The sequence below is a fragment of the Kitasatospora sp. NPDC047058 genome, from assembly GCF_040643935.1.
Classification (GTDB): domain Bacteria; phylum Actinomycetota; class Actinomycetes; order Streptomycetales; family Streptomycetaceae; genus Kitasatospora.
Map to the genome: position 1 here is coordinate 19,388 of NZ_JBEYVJ010000057.1, position 13,847 is coordinate 33,234.

Below are 13,847 nucleotides of genomic sequence, written 5' to 3' on the forward strand. Positions count from 1 at the left end.
TACTATCGACCGTCGCCAAGGACGCCGGCAGCGGGGTTTGTGAGGCCGAACTGTCGGGAAATCGACAAAGCGCCGAAGCAATTTCGTCGGCTTCGGGTCCGCCCCGCCGAAATCGGCCGGGGCAGGTGTACGCGGGTAGCGGGTGATGCGACGATGGGACACACGGGGGATGGTGCGCGGCTGCTGACCGGCCGTCCGATCCGGCACGTTCCCCGGTGGTCTTCCCGGCCGCAGGCCGGGGGCGGGTGCCGCGACACTCTGGGGGAGCGGGAGTCGGCATGAGGCTGATCGGCAGGAACGGGCCAGGAGCCAAGCCCGCGGCGACCACCGAGGCGGACACCGATGCCTGGGCGGAGAGCCCGGAGAACCACCCCGGCGCACTGCCCGCCCAGCGCACCAGCGGCCTGACCGAGCGCCGGCCCGGAGGCTACGGCCCCGACAGCCTGGTGCACGTCTCCGCCCGCCACTTCTCCGCCGCCATCGGCCCGTACGGGGCCATGACCGAGCCCGCCGACGGGGAGGACGGCGGCCCGGCGGCCTACGACGACGCGGGCTTCGACCCGGCCAGCTTCGAGACCGCCCTGGCCGCCCGTGAGCAGGCCGCCCTGGAGTCCCGGCACCGGCAGGCCGCCGACGACGGCGACGCCGAAGCCGCCAGTCGGCTCGGCACCCTGCTGCTGCGCCGCGGCGACCTGGAGGACGCCGAGCCGTACCTGCGCAGCGCCGCCGCCGCCGGGCTGCGCGCCGCCGCCAACAACCTCGGGGTGCTGCTGCACCAGCAGGGCCACCGGGCCGAGGCCGCGCAGTGGTGGCGGCAGGCCGCGGTGGCCGGCAGCGCGCCCGCCGCGCACGCGCTCGGCCTCCAGCTCCGCGACCAGGGCGAGGAGGAGGCCGCCGAGTACTGGCTGCACTTCGCCGCCGACCACGGCCACCCGCTCGGCGCCTACGCGCTGGGCGACCTGATGGAGCACCGGCGCGACGTGCGCGCCGAGCGCTGGTTCAAGGTGTCCGCCGACGCCGGGCACCGCGAGGCCGCCTACCGGCTGGCCCGGATGCGCGAGGCCGCGGGGGACAAGGAGACGGCCGAGGCCTGGTACCGGATCGCGGCCGCCCGCAGCCACGCCCGGGCGGCGCTGCGCCTCGGCGTGCTGCTGGAGGAGCGGGCCGGCGGCGACCAGCCGCTGCTGGACGAGGCCGCCCGCTGGTACCGGCAGTCGGCCCAGAACGGCGAGCCGCGGGCCGCCTGCGCCCTGGGCTTCCTGCTACGCGACTCCGGGGACCTCTCCGCCGCCGCCGGGTGGTGGCAGGAGGCCGCCGAGGCCGGTGACGGCAACGCCGCCAACGCGCTGGGCGCGCTGCACGCCTCCCGCGGCGAGTCCGCCGTGGCCGAACGCTGGTACCGCAGCGCGCTGGACGCCGGCGACCAGAACGGCGCCTTCAACCTGGGCCTGCTCTGCGCCGGCGCCGGCCGCGACCAGCAGGCCGAACAGTGGTACCGCCGCGCCGCGTACGCCGGGCACCGGGAGGCCTGCAACGCGCTGGCCGTGGTGCTGCTCCAGCGCGGTGACGAGTCCGGCGCCGAGCCGTGGTTCTCCAAGGCCGCCGAGGCCGGCAGCGTGGACGGCGCCTTCAACCTGGGCGTCCTGCACGCCGGGCGCGGCGAGCAGCGGCAGGCGCAGGAGTGGTACGCGCGCGCCGCCGCCGAGGGGCACGGCGAGGCGGCGCTCCAGCTGGCGGTGGCGCAGGAGCAGCGCGGGAACCTCGCGGGTGCGCTGGAGCGCTACCGGCAGGCGGCCGCGGGCGGTTCGGCGGAGGGCGCGTTCCGGCTGGCCTCGGTGCTGGACCGGCGCGGCGACGCCGACCAGGAGGCCGAGCACTGGTACGCGGTGGCGGCGGACGCCGGCCACCGGCGCGCGCAGGTGCGGATGGGCGTGCGGGCGGCGGAGCGCGGGGCGCTGGAGATCGCGGAGAGCTGGTACCGGCGGGCGGCCGAGGCGGGCAGCCGCAGTGCGGCGTTCAACCTCGGGCTGCTGCTGGCCCGGCAGGACAGCGAGGCCGAGGCGATGCTCTGGTACACCCTGGCCGCCGACGCGGGCCACGGCCGGGCGGCGCTGCGGCTCGCGCTGCTGGCGCTGCGCCGCGGCGAGCCGGTGCAGGCGGAGAACTGGTGCCGGCGGGCCGCCGACTACGGTCCGGCCGAGGTCGCGGAGCGGGCCGGCCGGCTGCTGGGCGCGCTGCACGCGGAGCTGAGCGCGTAACCCCCCGCCCGCCGCGCGTCCTGCGCAAGGGCGTGACGGGGGGTCAGGGTCTGTTCGCGCAGTCCGGACAGAGGCCGCGGTAGGTGATCTCGGCGCCGGAGACGGTGAAGCCGAACCGCTCGGCGGCGGGCAGCGCGGCCAGCGGGTCGCCCAGCGGGTGGACGTCGCGGATCGCGCCGCAGCCCGAGCAGACCAGGTGCTGGTGGGCGTGGTGCGCGTTGGGGTCGTAGCGCTTGGCCCGGCCGTCGGTGGCGACCTCCAGGACCTCGCCGAGGCCGACCAGCTCGCCGAGCGTGTTGTAGACCGTCGCGCGGCTGATCTCGGGCAGGCGCTCCACGGCGCGGGCGTGCACCTCGTCCGCGGTGAGGTGGACGTGTTCCCCGTCCAGGACCTCGGCCACGACCCGGCGCTGCGAGGTCAGCCGCCACCCACGTCCGCGAAGTCGTTCCAGCAGGTCGTTCATGGGGACAGGGTAAGTGAAGCTCCGAGATTGGTTCCAGTGTTGACTTAGACAAAGTCCAAGTTAGGATCGAGTCTGTCACGACCGGATCACGCGGAGGCACCCCTATGACTACCCAGGACGAGCTGCGCCCCACCCTGACCACGGAGGCGGGTGCCCCCGTCGCCGACAACCAGAACACCGAGACGGCCGGTGCCGGTGGTCCGTCGCTGATCCAGGACCAGCTGCTGTTCGAGAAGCTCGCGCACTTCAACCGCGAGCGCATCCCGGAGCGCGTCGTGCACGCCCGCGGCGCGGCGGCGTACGGCACCTTCACGGTGACCGCCGACGTCACCGCCTACACCCGGGCCGCGTTCCTCTCCGAGGTCGGCAAGCAGACCGAGACCTTCCTGCGGTTCTCCACCGTGGCCGGCAACCTCGGCTCGGCCGACGCCGTCCGCGACCCGCGCGGCTTCGCGCTGAAGTTCTACACCGAGGAGGGCAACTACGACCTCGTCGGCAACAACACCCCGGTGTTCTTCATCAAGGACGCCATCAAGTTCCCGGACTTCATCCACACCCAGAAGCGGGACCCGTACACCGGCTCGCAGGAGGCGGACAACGTCTGGGACTTCTGGGGCCTGTCGCCCGAGTCGACCCACCAGGTGACCTGGCTGTTCGGCGACCGCGGCATCCCGGCCTCCTACCGCCACCTCAACGGCTACGGCTCGCACACCTACCAGTGGCAGAACGAGGCCGGCGAGTACTTCTGGGTCAAGTACCACTTCAAGACCGACCAGGGCATCAGGAACCTCACCCAGGACGAGGCCAACAAGCTCGCCGGCGAGGACCCGGACAGCCACCAGCGCGACCTGCGCGAGGCGATCGAGCGCGGCGAGTTCCCGAGCTGGACGGTGCAGGTCCAGATCATGCCGGCGGCGGACGCGGCGGCCTACCGCTTCAACCCGTTCGACCTGACCAAGGTCTGGCCGCACGCGGACTACCCGCCGATCGAGATCGGCAAGCTGGAGCTGAACCGCAACCCGGAGAACGTCTTCGCCGAGGTCGAGCAGTCGATTTTCTCCCCGGCGCACTTCGTGCCCGGCATCGGCCCGTCCCCGGACAAGATGCTGCAGGGCCGCCTGTTCGCGTACGCGGACGCCCACCGCTACCGCGTCGGCATCAACGCCGACCACCTGCCGGTGAACCGCCCGCACGCCACCGAGGCGCGCACCAACAGCCGGGACGGCCACCTGTACGACGGCCGGCACGGCCGCCAGAAGAACTACGAGCCGAACAGCTTCGGCGGCCCGGTGCAGACCGGCCGTCCGCTCTGGGCGGCCACCCCGGTCACCGGTGCCACCGGCACCCACGAGGCGCCCTCGCACGCCGAGGACAACGACTTCGTGCAGGCCGGCAACCTGTACCGGCTGTTCGGCGAGGACGAGAAGCAGCGGCTGATCGCCAACCTGGCCGGCTTCATCGCCAAGGTCTCGGCGGACCGCGACGACATCGTCGAGCGGGCGGTCGAGAACTTCCGCAAGGCCGACGCCGACTACGGCCGGCGCCTGGAGGCGGCGGTGCGGGAGCTGCGCAAGCAGCAGTAGCAGCGCCGCGGCGGTACCCGAAAGCAGCGGGCCCGGTGACCAGAGGACTGGTCACCGGGCCCGCACCCATTACTCGCCCACTCGCCTCCGGGACGCTCGGGTCCGTTGCCGACGGTCGGCGCTCCAACGCCCTTCGTCCCTCAGGGTCCTCGCTTCTCCCTTTCGGCACCGGCGCGCCCCTTCGGCTCGGGGCGGAGTCAGGCGGCGGCTCAGACGCTCAGGCGGCGGAGGGTCTCCTCGTGCAGCAGGCCGTTGGAGGCGACCGCGTCGGCGCCGCCCGGGCCGGGAACGCCGTCCAGGCCGGTGAAGCGGCCGCCGGCCTCCTCGACGATGATGCAGTTCGCGGCCATGTCCCAGAGCGAGAGCTCGGGCTCGGCGGCGATGTCCACCGCGCCCTCGGCGACCATCATGTACGACCAGAAGTCGCCGTAGGCGCGGGTGCGCCAGCAGGCCCGGGTGAGGTCCAGGAACGGGTCGAGCCGGCCGCGGTCCTCCCAGCCGGAGAGCGAGGAGTAGGAGAACGAGGCGTCCTCGATCCGGGAGACCCCGGAGACGTGGATCCGGCTTGCCTTGGCCAGGCTGCGCCCGGCGAAGGCGCCGAGGTCCTTGGCCGCCCACCAGCGGCGGTTCAGCGCGGGGGCGGAGACGATGCCGACCACCGGGCGCTCGACGCCGTCCGGGCCGTCCTCCAGCAGCGCGATCAGGGTGGCCCAGACCGGGACGCCGCGGATGTAGTTCTTGGTGCCGTCGATCGGGTCGATCACCCAGCGGCGCGGGCCGGAGCCCTGCAGGCCGAACTCCTCGCCGAGCACCGCGTCGCGCGGCCGGGCGCGCTGCAGCACCCCGCGCACCAGCTCCTCGGCGGCCTTGTCGGCGTCGCTCACGGGGGTGAGGTCGGGCTTGGTCTCGACCTTCAGGTCGAGCGCGCGGAAGCGCTCCAGGGTGACCGAGTCGGCCGAGTCGGCGAGGACGTGGGCGAGTCGGAGGTCGTCGTGGTAGTCGGCCATGCCCAAGACCCTAGCGAGCGTGCCCCGATCGGGACAGTCGGGCTCGCGGAGCGGGACGGCCCGGCCGGACGGGTTTTCCTCAGTGGGCGGAGCCGCTCAGCTGGAGGCCGATCACACCGGCGATCACCAGGGAGATCGACACCAGTTTGAGCACCGAGGTGGACTCGTCCAGGAAGATCATGCCGTAGATCGCGGTGCCGGCCGCGCCGATGCCGGTCCAGACCGCGTACGCGGGGCCGACCGGCAGGCTCTTCAGGGAGAGGGTGAGCAGCCCGAAGCTGCTGAGGGCGAAGACGCAGAAGCTGATGGTGGGCCAGAGCTTGGTGAACCCCTCGCTGAGCTTGAGGTTGATCGCGAAGCCGGTCTCCAGCAGGCCGGCCAGGATCACCAGGGCCCATGCCATCGCGTGCTCTCCCTGTCGATCGAGGGGACGGGCCGCGGTCCGGCCCGACCTTCCTATGATCACCAGGCCGGGCCGCTCCGACACCTCGAACGTGCGGAAACCGGAGGGCCCGTCCGCCGTCAGTCGCCCTCGCGGGTCTCCTTGCTGGCCAGCAGCCGGCGCAGCGAGTACAGCCGGGGCTGCTCGGCGTGGCCGTCCGCGACCCAGGCGTCCAGCGCACAGTCCGGCTCGTCGTGGCTGCACGCGCGCGGGCAGTCGGCGGTGCCCGGCTCCAGGTCGGGGAAGGCGTGGATGACCCGGGACGGGTCGATGTGCGAGAGGCCGAAGGAGCGGAACCCCGGGGTGTCGATCACCCAGCCCGGGTCGAGCGCCTTCTTCGAGCCCGGCTTGACGCCCGGGGGCGGCGGCAGCCGCAGCGCCAGCGCCGAGACGGTGGTGTGCCGGCCGCGGCCGGTCACCGCGTTGACGTGCCCGGTCTGCCGCTGGCGGTCCGGCACCAGGGAGTTGACCAGGGTGGTCTTGCCGACGCCGGAGTGGCCGATGAACACCGTCGAACGGCCGCGCAGGTACGCGCGGACCGCCTCGGCCCCGGCGGTGGCCAGCTCGTCCCGGCTGGTCACCACGTAGGCGATGCCGAGCGGGGCGTAGGCCTCCAGCAGCGGCGCGGCCGGGGCCAGGTCGGACTTGGTGAGCACCAGCAGCGGCTCCATGCCGGCGTCGTACGCCGCCACCAGGCAGCGGTCGATCAGCCGGGGCCGGGGCTCCGGGTCGGCCAGCGCGGTGACGATGGCGAGCTGCTCGGCGTTGGCGACGACGATCCGCTCGTACGGGTCGTCGTCGTCCGCGGTGCGCCGCAGGACGGAGCTGCGCTCCTCGACCCGGACGATCCGGGCCAGCGTGTCGGCGTCCCCGGAGAGGTCGCCGACGATGTTGACGATGTCGCCCACGACGACGCCCTTGCGGCCCAGCTCGCGGGCCTTCATGGCGACGATCTCGCGTTCCTGCTTCGTCCCGGCGTCGACCAGGCAGGTCAGCCGGCCGCGGTCGACGGTGAGCACCATCGCCTCGGCCGCGTCCTCGTGCTTGGGCCGGATCCGCGTCCGCGGCCGGGAGCCCCGGCGTGCGGGGCGGTTGCGGATGTCGTCCTCGTCGGCGTCCTTGCCGTAGCGGCGCATGTCCCCAGTCTCCCGCTCAGCCGCCCGCCACCGCTCCGGTGAGCAGCTCGTCCCACATCCTGGGGAAGTCCGGCAGGGTCTTGGCGGTGGTGGCCACGTTCTCCACCCGGACGCCGTCGACCGCCAGGCCGATCACGGCGGCCGCGGTGGCCAGGCGGTGGTCCTCGTAGGTGTGGAAGACGCCGCCGTGCAGCGTGCGCGGGCGGATCCGCAGGCCGTCCTCGGTCTCGGTGACGTCGCCGCCGAGGTCGTTGATCTCCTTGGCGAGCGCGGCGAGCCGGTCGGTCTCGTGCAGCCGCAGGTGGGCGATGCCGTAGAGGTGGGACTCGGAGTCGGCGAGCGCGGCGACGGCGGCGATCACCGGGGTGAGCTCGCCGACGTCGTGCAGGTCCGCTTCGATGCCGTGGATCCGGCCGGTGCCGGTGAACTGCAGGCCCTCGTCGGTGAACGCGCAGACGCCGCCCATCTGCGTGTAGATGTCGCGCAGCTGGTCGCCGGGCTGGGTGGTGTGCTTCGGCCAGTCGCGGACGGTGACCCGGCCGCCGGTGACCAGCGCGGCGGCGAAGAACGGCGCGGCGTTGGAGAGGTCCGGCTCGACCACCATGTCGCGGCCGATCAGGGCGCCGGGGGTGACCCGCCAGACGTCCTTCTCGCCGCCGTCCTCGGGGGCGTCGACCTGGACGCCGGCCAGCCGCAGCATCTCGACCGTCATCCGGATGTGCGGCAGCGAGGGCACCGGGCCGCCGACGTGGCGGACCTCGACGCCCTGGTTGTAGCGGGCGCCGGAGAGCAGCAGGGCGGAGACGAACTGGGAGGAGGACGAGGCGTCCAGCTCGACCGGGCCGCCGTCCAGCGCGCCGGTGCCGTGCACGGTGAGCGGGAAGGCGCCGCGGCCGCCGTCGTCGATCCGGGCGCCGAGCGCGCGCAGCGCGTTGATCACGCCGTGCTGGGGGCGCTCGTAGCTGCGCGGGTCGCCGTCGAAGTGCACCGGGCCGTCGGCCAGGACGGCGAGCGGGGGGAGGAAGCGCATGACCGTTCCGGCGTTGCCGACGTCGATCGAGGCCGGGCCGCGCAGGGCGGGCGCGGGGATGACCCGCCAGGCCTCGCCGCCGCCGGTGCCGCCGGTGTCGTTGTTGACCTGCTCCTCGATGCCGACGCCCAGGGCGCGCAGGCCGTCGGCCATCAGCTGCGAGTCGCGGCTGCGCAGCGGGCGCCGCACCCAGCCGGGCTCGTCGGCGAGTGCCGCCAGCACCAGGGCCCGGTTGGTGACCGACTTGGAGCCGGGGATGGTGACGGTGGCGTCAACGGGGGTGGTCGCGACGGGGGCGGGCCACAGGGTCTCGGTCATGCAGCAAGTTTAGGGGCCGTACGGGAACTGTCCCCGCCGGTGGCCGGATGGCGGGACGGGGGAGGTCCGGGGGAGGTTCAGAGCGGGCGGAGCAGCCAGCTCGCGCCGATGGCCAGGCAGACCAGTGCGACGACCAGGAAGAGCGTGATCCAGGCGAGGCCGGGGACGCCGGTGAGCCGGGCCAGCTGGTCGGCGTCGGAGTCCTGGGCCTGGCCGCGGCGGCGCTGGTGCTGCAGCTCCAGGACCGGCCGGACGGCGCCGAGCAGTAGGAACCAGCCGGCGAGGTAGGCGAAGCCGGCCTGCAGCTCGGTGCTGCCGAACCAGGAGACCAGGAAGAACGCGGCGCCGGTCAGCAGGACGGAGAAGAGGCCGAAGGCGTTGCGGATCCGGACCAGCAGGGCCAGCAGCAGGGCGATGGCCAGCCAGAGCAGCAGGGTGAGCCGGCCGGCGGCGAGCAGCGCGGCGCAGCCGAGGCCGAGCAGGGCCGGGGTGGTGTAGCCGGCCGCGGCGGTGAGCACCATGCCGGGGCCGGTGGGGTGCCCGTAGGAGAGGGTGAGGCCGGAGGTGTCGGAGTGCAGCCGGATGCCGGCCAGTCTGCGCCCGGTGAGCCGGGCGGCCAGGCCGTGGCCGCCCTCGTGGGCGATGGTGACCGCGTTGCGGCTGATCCGCCAGACCGGCCGGACGGTCACCAGGATCAGGGCGGCGGCGCCGGTGGCGAGGGCGAGCCAGCCGGGCGGGGCGGGCTGGGTGCCGGTGACCCGGTCCCACACCTCGCCGATGCTCTGTGCGTCCATGTCCGCTCTCCGCCTCCGTTCGCCCGGGCCGGGGCGGCCGCCGGGTGGCGGCCGGGGTGGCAGCCTCCCATGCGGGGACGGCCGGGCGGGAGGGGGCGGTTCGTTCCGTGGGATGAGGAAGTGGTGAGAAGGGGGTGCGTGGCAAGCTGACGTCATGTGCGGTCGCTTCGCCTCCAGCAGCAAGCCCGAGGACCTCGTCGATCTCTTCGGCGTCCGGTTGTGGGACCCGGCCGAGACGCTGGCGCCCAGCTGGAACGTCGCCCCGACCGAGCGCGCCTTCGTCGTGCTGGACCGGGTGCCGAAGGGGGAGTCCGCGCCGGTGCGGCAGCTGCGGGTGCTGCGCTGGGGCCTGGTCCCGGCGTGGGCGAAGTCGCCGGAGACGGCGGTGAAGATGATCAACGCCCGGTCGGACACCGTGCACGAGAAGCCCTCGTACCGGCAGGCCTTCGCGTCCCGGCGGTGCATCCTGCCGATCGACGGCTACTACGAGTGGCAGACGCTGCCGGGCGAGCGCGGCAGGCCGCGGAAGAAGCCGTTCTTCGTCTCCCGGGCCGACGGCGTCCCGCTCGCGCTGGCCGGGCTGTACGAGTTCTGGCGCGACCGGACGGTGCCGGCCGGGCACCCAGAGGCCTGGCTGGTGACCTTCACGATCGTCACCACCGAGGCCGAGGAGCTTCTCGCGCCGATCCACGAGCGGATGCCGCTCTTCCTGGACCGGGACTCCTTCGACGACTGGCTGGACCCGGGGCTGAGCGAACCGGACGAGCTGCGCCGGCTGCTGATACCCCCGCCGCCGGGCGCGCTGCGGGCCACCCCGGTCTCCCCGGCGGTCGGCAGCATCCGCAACAACGGGCCCGAGCTGACCCGGCTGTGGGACGAGGCCGAGCACGCGACCACGCTGTTCTGAGGCCTGAACCCACCCCTCTCCTCTTACTCCACGTCCTCACCTCACGCTCCGGAGCGCCCGATGACCACCGAACTCGTACCGACCCCGGCCGGGGACGCCCGGATCACCCGGAACCGCGCGGCCGCGCCGAAGGTGGTGCTGGCGCTCGGGCACGGCGCCGGCGGCGGGACCGGGGCGCGCGACCTGGTGGCGCTGGCCGCGGCGCTGCCCGCCCGGGGGATCACCGTGGCACTGGTCGAGCAGCCCTGGCGGGTCGCGGGGAAGCGGCTCGGGCCGGCGCCGCGGACGCTGGACACGGGCTGGACGCCGGTCGCCGAGCGGCTGGCCGGGGAGGGGCTGCCGCTGGTGGTCGGCGGGCGCAGCGCCGGGGCCCGGGTGGCCTGCCGGACCGGTGCGGCGACCGGGGCGGCCGGGGTGGTGGCGCTGGCCTTCCCGCTGCACCCCCCGGGCAAGCCGGAGAAGAGCCGGGCGGAGGAGCTGCTGGAGTCGGGGCTGCCGACGCTGGTGGTGCAGAGTGCGGCCGACCCCTTCGGCGGCCCGGACGAGTTCCCGGCGCTGCCGGCCGGGCACACGCTGGTGCCGGTGCCGTACGGGAGCCACGGTTTCGAGGTGCCGAAGCGGGCGCCGGTGGGGCAGGACGAGGTGCTGGAGCTGATCACCGGGGCGGTCGGGGACTGGGTGCTCGGGCTGGTCTGAGCCGCCGGGAGGCCCGGGGCCCGGGTGCTCGCCGGGCCGCACGCCGGGTGCTCGCCGGGCCGCTCGCCGGGTGCTTGCCGGGCCGCTCGGGGGCCCGCTCACCCGGGCGAGTGAAAAGCGGCCGCGGGGCGGGAATGCGGGCGCGGTCGGCGTGGTTGACACCCTCGTCAGCTTGAGTCCCGGGTGGAAGGCAGCACAGATGGGTTCGATCGCGTGCCCCGAGCGGCCGGAGGAGCGCGAGGCCGCCACGGCCTTCGCCCCTGCTTGGTCGGACTGGCTTGTCGCGGGCGAGAAGCCCGTCAGCCCGATATCCTCCATTTCGGGGCAGCCCGCGGTGGGCCGTGCCCGCCATGCCGAGGAGGTGGGTCCGGTCGTCGGGACCGAGCACGAGGCCGAGCCGGGCCGGGGCCCGGAGGAGAGCCTGCCCACGGGCGAGGCGCTCACCGGTGAGGAGCTGGCCGAGGCGATCGGTGAGGACACCTTCCGGGTGTCCGCGGAGGAGAGCGAGGAGGCCCGACGGGAGCGCTTCGAGCGCGACGCCCTGGGCTACCTGGATCCGATGTACTCGGCCGCGCTGCGGATGACGCGCAACCCGGCCGACGCGGAGGACCTGCTCCAGGAGGCGTTCGCCAAGGCGTACGCGTCCTTCCACCAGTTCCGTGAGGGCACGAACCTCAAGGCCTGGCTGTACCGCATCCTCACCAACACGTTCATCAACTCGTACCGCAAGAAGCAGCGGGAGCCCCAGCGGACCGCCGCGGAGGAGATCGAGGACTGGCAGCTGGCCCGGGCCGAGTCGCACATGTCGACCGGTCTGCGTTCGGCCGAGACCCAGGCGCTCGACCACCTCCCGGACAGCGACGTGAAGGACGCCCTCCAGGCCATTCCGGAGGAGTTCCGCATCGCCGTCTATCTCGCGGACGTCGAGGGCTTTGCGTACAAGGAGATCGCGGACATCATGGGTACTCCCATCGGTACGGTGATGTCCCGGCTGCACCGCGGCCGTCGTCAGCTGCGCGGCATGCTGGAGGATTACGCCCGTGAGCGCGGGCTCGTCCCGGCCGGCAGCGGGGCAGGGCAGGAAGCGAAGGGCTCGGGCTCATGAGCTGCGGCGATCCGCACGACACCGAGTGTGGCGAGGTCCTCGACCACCTCTACGAATTCCTCGACAACGAGATGGCCGAGGGCGACTACGCCAAGTTGCGCGTGCACTTCGAGGAGTGCTCGCCGTGCCTGGAGAAGTACGGCCTGGAGCAGGCGATCAAGGCGCTGATCAAGCGCTGCTGCGGGTGCGACGACACCCCCGCCGACCTGCGCGGCAAGGTGCTGGCCAGGATCGACTCGATCCGGGCCGGGCAGCGCTCCGGCGAGTCGGTGGTGGTCTCCGTCGACGCCACGGCGGACGTCCACGGCGAGGCGGCCGACCAGGGCCGGGAGGCCCCGGTCGGCGAGGACGCCAAGGCGGCGGCCAGGCCCGGCACGCCGGTCGAGGCGGGCGCACCGGCCGAGTGAGCCACGCCGCCCGTCGTGCACGGGCGGCCCGTCAGACGGACCAGGGCGGCCCCCGGAGCGTGTGCTCCGGGGGCCGCCCCCTTTCTGCTCGCGTGCGCCGTCACTCGATCGAGTGAGTTGGCGGTGCGCCAACTGCGGCATTCCGCGATCATGCGACCTCACGCCGGAACGGCGCCCTATCCTCCTGACGGGCGCTCACGGCCGGTACCCCCGGCACGCCGAGCGCGGACCGGGCCAGGACGGCGGGGAGGTCGAGATCGCTACCAACAGTGGAGACGAGGACCTGCCGCCGGCAGCGGCGCGCTACCTGGTGGCCGTGCCGGTGGCGGCGCTCTGCTGCCTGCTGCCGCTGCTCACCGCACCGCTGCCGCCGCTGGGCGTGCCGCGCTGGCTCGGCGCCCCCGTCGACTGGCCCAAGGTCGGCCTGCTGGCCTTCCTGCACGCCTGCTGGGAGTCGCTCGCCCAGGGCCTGCCCACGCCCTGCCTGCGGCTGGTCCGGATGCTGCTGCGCCGGCCGAAGCCGCCCGCCCGCCCGCCGGTCAGGCCGTGCGCCAACTCCTTCTTCCCGGTGCTGTTCGCCGGGGTGCTGATGCTGCCGCCGGCCGCCGCGGCCCTGGTCGCGGTGCCGCTCGCGCTGGTCGGCCCCGCCGGGGCCGGCGGCCGGCGACGTCAGCTGTGGAACGGCGCCCAGCTCGCGCTGTCCGCGTTCGCCTCCTCGGCGGTCTTCCACCTGCTGTCCGGGCCGCAACTGCTGCTCGGCTCCCGGTTCCCGGCCGCGCTGCTGCCCGGGTTCGCCGCCCTCGCCGCCTTCTGCCTGGTCAACGGCGCCCTGGTGGGCGTCATGCTGGTGCTGGCCGAGGGCCGGCGGCCGAAGGTGGTGCTGCGCGGCCCGGCGGCCACCGCGGTCGGCCTGCCGGTGCTGGTGCACGCGGCCGGCGGGCTGATGGTCGCGGTGCTCTGGCAGGGCCCGTACGGGGCCTTCGCGGCGCTGCTGGCGCTGCTGCCGCTCTCCATCTCGGCCTGGGTGTTCTCGCAGGGGCACCGCGAACGGGCCGCCCACCAGGCCACCGTCCAGGCGCTGGTGCAGGCGGTCGAGATCAAGGACGCGTACACCCGCGGGCACAGCGAACGGGTCGGCAAGGCCGCGGTGCTGATCGCCGGTCAGCTCGGCATGGAGCCCGAGCGGCTGCGCACCCTGCGGTTCGCCGGGATCCTGCACGACGTCGGGAAGCTGGGCGTCGCCACCGAGCTGCTGCGCAGAAACGGTCCCCTCACCGAGGCCGAACGGCGGGCCGTCGAGGTGCACCCGGTGCACGGGTACGAGCTGGTGCGCGGGATCGCCTTCCTCGGCGAGGCGCACGCCGGGATCCTGCACCACCACGAGCGGATGGACGGCCGGGGCTACCCGAGCGGGCTGGTGGGCGAGCAGATCCCCGAGTTCGCGCGGATCATCTCGGTCGCCGACGCCTTCGACTCGATGACCTCCACCCGCTCCTACCGGCGCGGCAGGCCGGTGACCGAGGCGGTGGCCGAGCTGGAACGCTGCTCGGGCAGCCAGTTCGACCCGGTGATGGTCCGGGCGCTGGTCGACGCGCTCGCCGTGCACGACTGGCAGCCGGTGCTGCCGCCGGCCGGAGACTGCATCCGCACCGACAAGGCCGCCGTCCGCCGACAGGAGAGTGCCGCGTGAAGTCCCGCCAC

Annotated in this window: 13 protein-coding genes; 7 read left to right on the top strand and 6 right to left on the bottom strand. The window is 74.0% G+C overall.

The annotated features are described in order from the left end of the window. The first annotated feature begins 278 nt into the window (after positions 1-278). Entirely contained in the window at positions 279-2,258 is a 1,980-nt protein-coding gene (locus ABZ885_RS11945; protein ID WP_360186712.1) for a sel1 repeat family protein, read from the top strand. A gap of 43 nt (positions 2,259-2,301) precedes the next feature. On the opposite strand, the gene ABZ885_RS11950 is transcribed toward ABZ885_RS11945, so the two are convergent. After that, complete coding sequence (locus tag ABZ885_RS11950) at positions 2,302-2,721, bottom strand: Fur family transcriptional regulator (RefSeq protein WP_360186714.1); 420 nt, start codon at positions 2,719-2,721, stop codon at positions 2,302-2,304. Positions 2,722-2,825: 104 nt separating this feature from the next. Here ABZ885_RS11950 and ABZ885_RS11955 point away from each other — a divergent pair, with 104 nt between their 5' ends. After that, positions 2,826-4,304 carry a catalase gene (locus ABZ885_RS11955; RefSeq protein WP_360186716.1) on the top strand — a complete coding sequence of 493 codons (1,479 nt, stop codon included), beginning with the start codon at positions 2,826-2,828 and terminating at the stop codon, positions 4,302-4,304. A gap of 209 nt (positions 4,305-4,513) precedes the next feature. On the opposite strand, the gene hisN is transcribed toward ABZ885_RS11955, so the two are convergent. The 5 genes from hisN to ABZ885_RS11980 form a co-directional block, all read right to left on the bottom strand. Then, positions 4,514-5,311, bottom strand: a complete 798-nt coding sequence (gene hisN / locus ABZ885_RS11960; RefSeq protein ID WP_360186717.1) for a histidinol-phosphatase — start codon at positions 5,309-5,311, stop codon at positions 4,514-4,516. Between the two features lie 79 nt (positions 5,312-5,390). Then, entirely contained in the window at positions 5,391-5,714 is a 324-nt protein-coding gene (locus ABZ885_RS11965) for a multidrug efflux SMR transporter (protein ID WP_360186719.1), read from the bottom strand. A gap of 119 nt (positions 5,715-5,833) precedes the next feature. Next, positions 5,834-6,889, bottom strand: coding sequence for a ribosome small subunit-dependent GTPase A (gene rsgA, locus ABZ885_RS11970; RefSeq protein WP_360186721.1), 1,056 nt, complete (start codon positions 6,887-6,889; stop codon positions 5,834-5,836). A 16-nt stretch (positions 6,890-6,905) separates the two neighbouring features. Continuing rightward, a complete protein-coding gene (aroA, locus tag ABZ885_RS11975; protein ID WP_360186723.1) occupies positions 6,906-8,237 on the bottom strand; it encodes a 3-phosphoshikimate 1-carboxyvinyltransferase in 1,332 nt (443 codons plus the stop codon). 77 nt (positions 8,238-8,314) lie between these two features. Next, positions 8,315-9,031 carry a M50 family metallopeptidase gene (locus ABZ885_RS11980; RefSeq protein WP_360186725.1) on the bottom strand — a complete coding sequence of 239 codons (717 nt, stop codon included), beginning with the start codon at positions 9,029-9,031 and terminating at the stop codon, positions 8,315-8,317. Between the two features lie 154 nt (positions 9,032-9,185). Between ABZ885_RS11980 and ABZ885_RS11985 the strand changes: the two genes are divergently transcribed. The 5 genes from ABZ885_RS11985 to ABZ885_RS12005 all read left to right on the top strand — a co-directional run bounded on the left by ABZ885_RS11985 (position 9,186) and on the right by ABZ885_RS12005 (position 13,836). Further along, positions 9,186-9,938, top strand: coding sequence for an SOS response-associated peptidase (locus ABZ885_RS11985; RefSeq protein WP_360186727.1), 753 nt, complete (start codon positions 9,186-9,188; stop codon positions 9,936-9,938). A 60-nt stretch (positions 9,939-9,998) separates the two neighbouring features. Next, a complete protein-coding gene (locus ABZ885_RS11990; RefSeq protein ID WP_360186729.1) occupies positions 9,999-10,634 on the top strand; it encodes an alpha/beta family hydrolase in 636 nt (211 codons plus the stop codon). Between the two features lie 466 nt (positions 10,635-11,100). Beyond that, positions 11,101-11,739, top strand: a complete 639-nt coding sequence (locus tag ABZ885_RS11995) for a sigma-70 family RNA polymerase sigma factor (protein WP_045703751.1) — start codon at positions 11,101-11,103, stop codon at positions 11,737-11,739. After that, the gene (gene rsrA, locus ABZ885_RS12000) at positions 11,736-12,146 is read left to right on the top strand and encodes a mycothiol system anti-sigma-R factor (protein WP_360186731.1); all 411 of its coding nucleotides are present in this window, start codon (positions 11,736-11,738) and stop codon (positions 12,144-12,146) included. The genes ABZ885_RS11995 and rsrA overlap by 4 nt, the downstream gene beginning before the upstream one ends. A gap of 310 nt (positions 12,147-12,456) precedes the next feature. Beyond that, complete coding sequence (locus tag ABZ885_RS12005; protein ID WP_360186733.1) at positions 12,457-13,836, top strand: HD-GYP domain-containing protein; 1,380 nt, start codon at positions 12,457-12,459, stop codon at positions 13,834-13,836. The last annotated feature ends 11 nt before the right edge of the window (positions 13,837-13,847 follow it).

What these genes read in the sequence shown, in the direction of transcription:
- ABZ885_RS11990 (WP_360186729.1), top strand. Translation starts at nt 9,999, where the DNA reads ATGACCACCGAACTCGTACCGACCCCGGCCGGGGACGCCCGGATCACC.
- ABZ885_RS11955 (WP_360186716.1), top strand. Translation starts at nt 2,826, where the DNA reads ATGACTACCCAGGACGAGCTGCGCCCCACCCTGACCACGGAGGCGGGT.
- hisN (WP_360186717.1), bottom strand. Translation starts at nt 5,311, where the DNA reads ATGGCCGACTACCACGACGACCTCCGACTCGCCCACGTCCTCGCCGAC.
- rsrA (WP_360186731.1), top strand. Translation starts at nt 11,736, where the DNA reads ATGAGCTGCGGCGATCCGCACGACACCGAGTGTGGCGAGGTCCTCGAC.
- rsgA (WP_360186721.1), bottom strand. Translation starts at nt 6,889, where the DNA reads ATGCGCCGCTACGGCAAGGACGCCGACGAGGACGACATCCGCAACCGC.
- ABZ885_RS11985 (WP_360186727.1), top strand. Translation starts at nt 9,186, where the DNA reads ATGTGCGGTCGCTTCGCCTCCAGCAGCAAGCCCGAGGACCTCGTCGAT.
- ABZ885_RS11945 (WP_360186712.1), top strand. Translation starts at nt 279, where the DNA reads ATGAGGCTGATCGGCAGGAACGGGCCAGGAGCCAAGCCCGCGGCGACC.
- ABZ885_RS11950 (WP_360186714.1), bottom strand. Translation starts at nt 2,721, where the DNA reads ATGAACGACCTGCTGGAACGACTTCGCGGACGTGGGTGGCGGCTGACC.
- ABZ885_RS11980 (WP_360186725.1), bottom strand. Translation starts at nt 9,031, where the DNA reads ATGGACGCACAGAGCATCGGCGAGGTGTGGGACCGGGTCACCGGCACC.
- ABZ885_RS11965 (WP_360186719.1), bottom strand. Translation starts at nt 5,714, where the DNA reads ATGGCATGGGCCCTGGTGATCCTGGCCGGCCTGCTGGAGACCGGCTTC.
- aroA (WP_360186723.1), bottom strand. Translation starts at nt 8,237, where the DNA reads ATGACCGAGACCCTGTGGCCCGCCCCCGTCGCGACCACCCCCGTTGAC.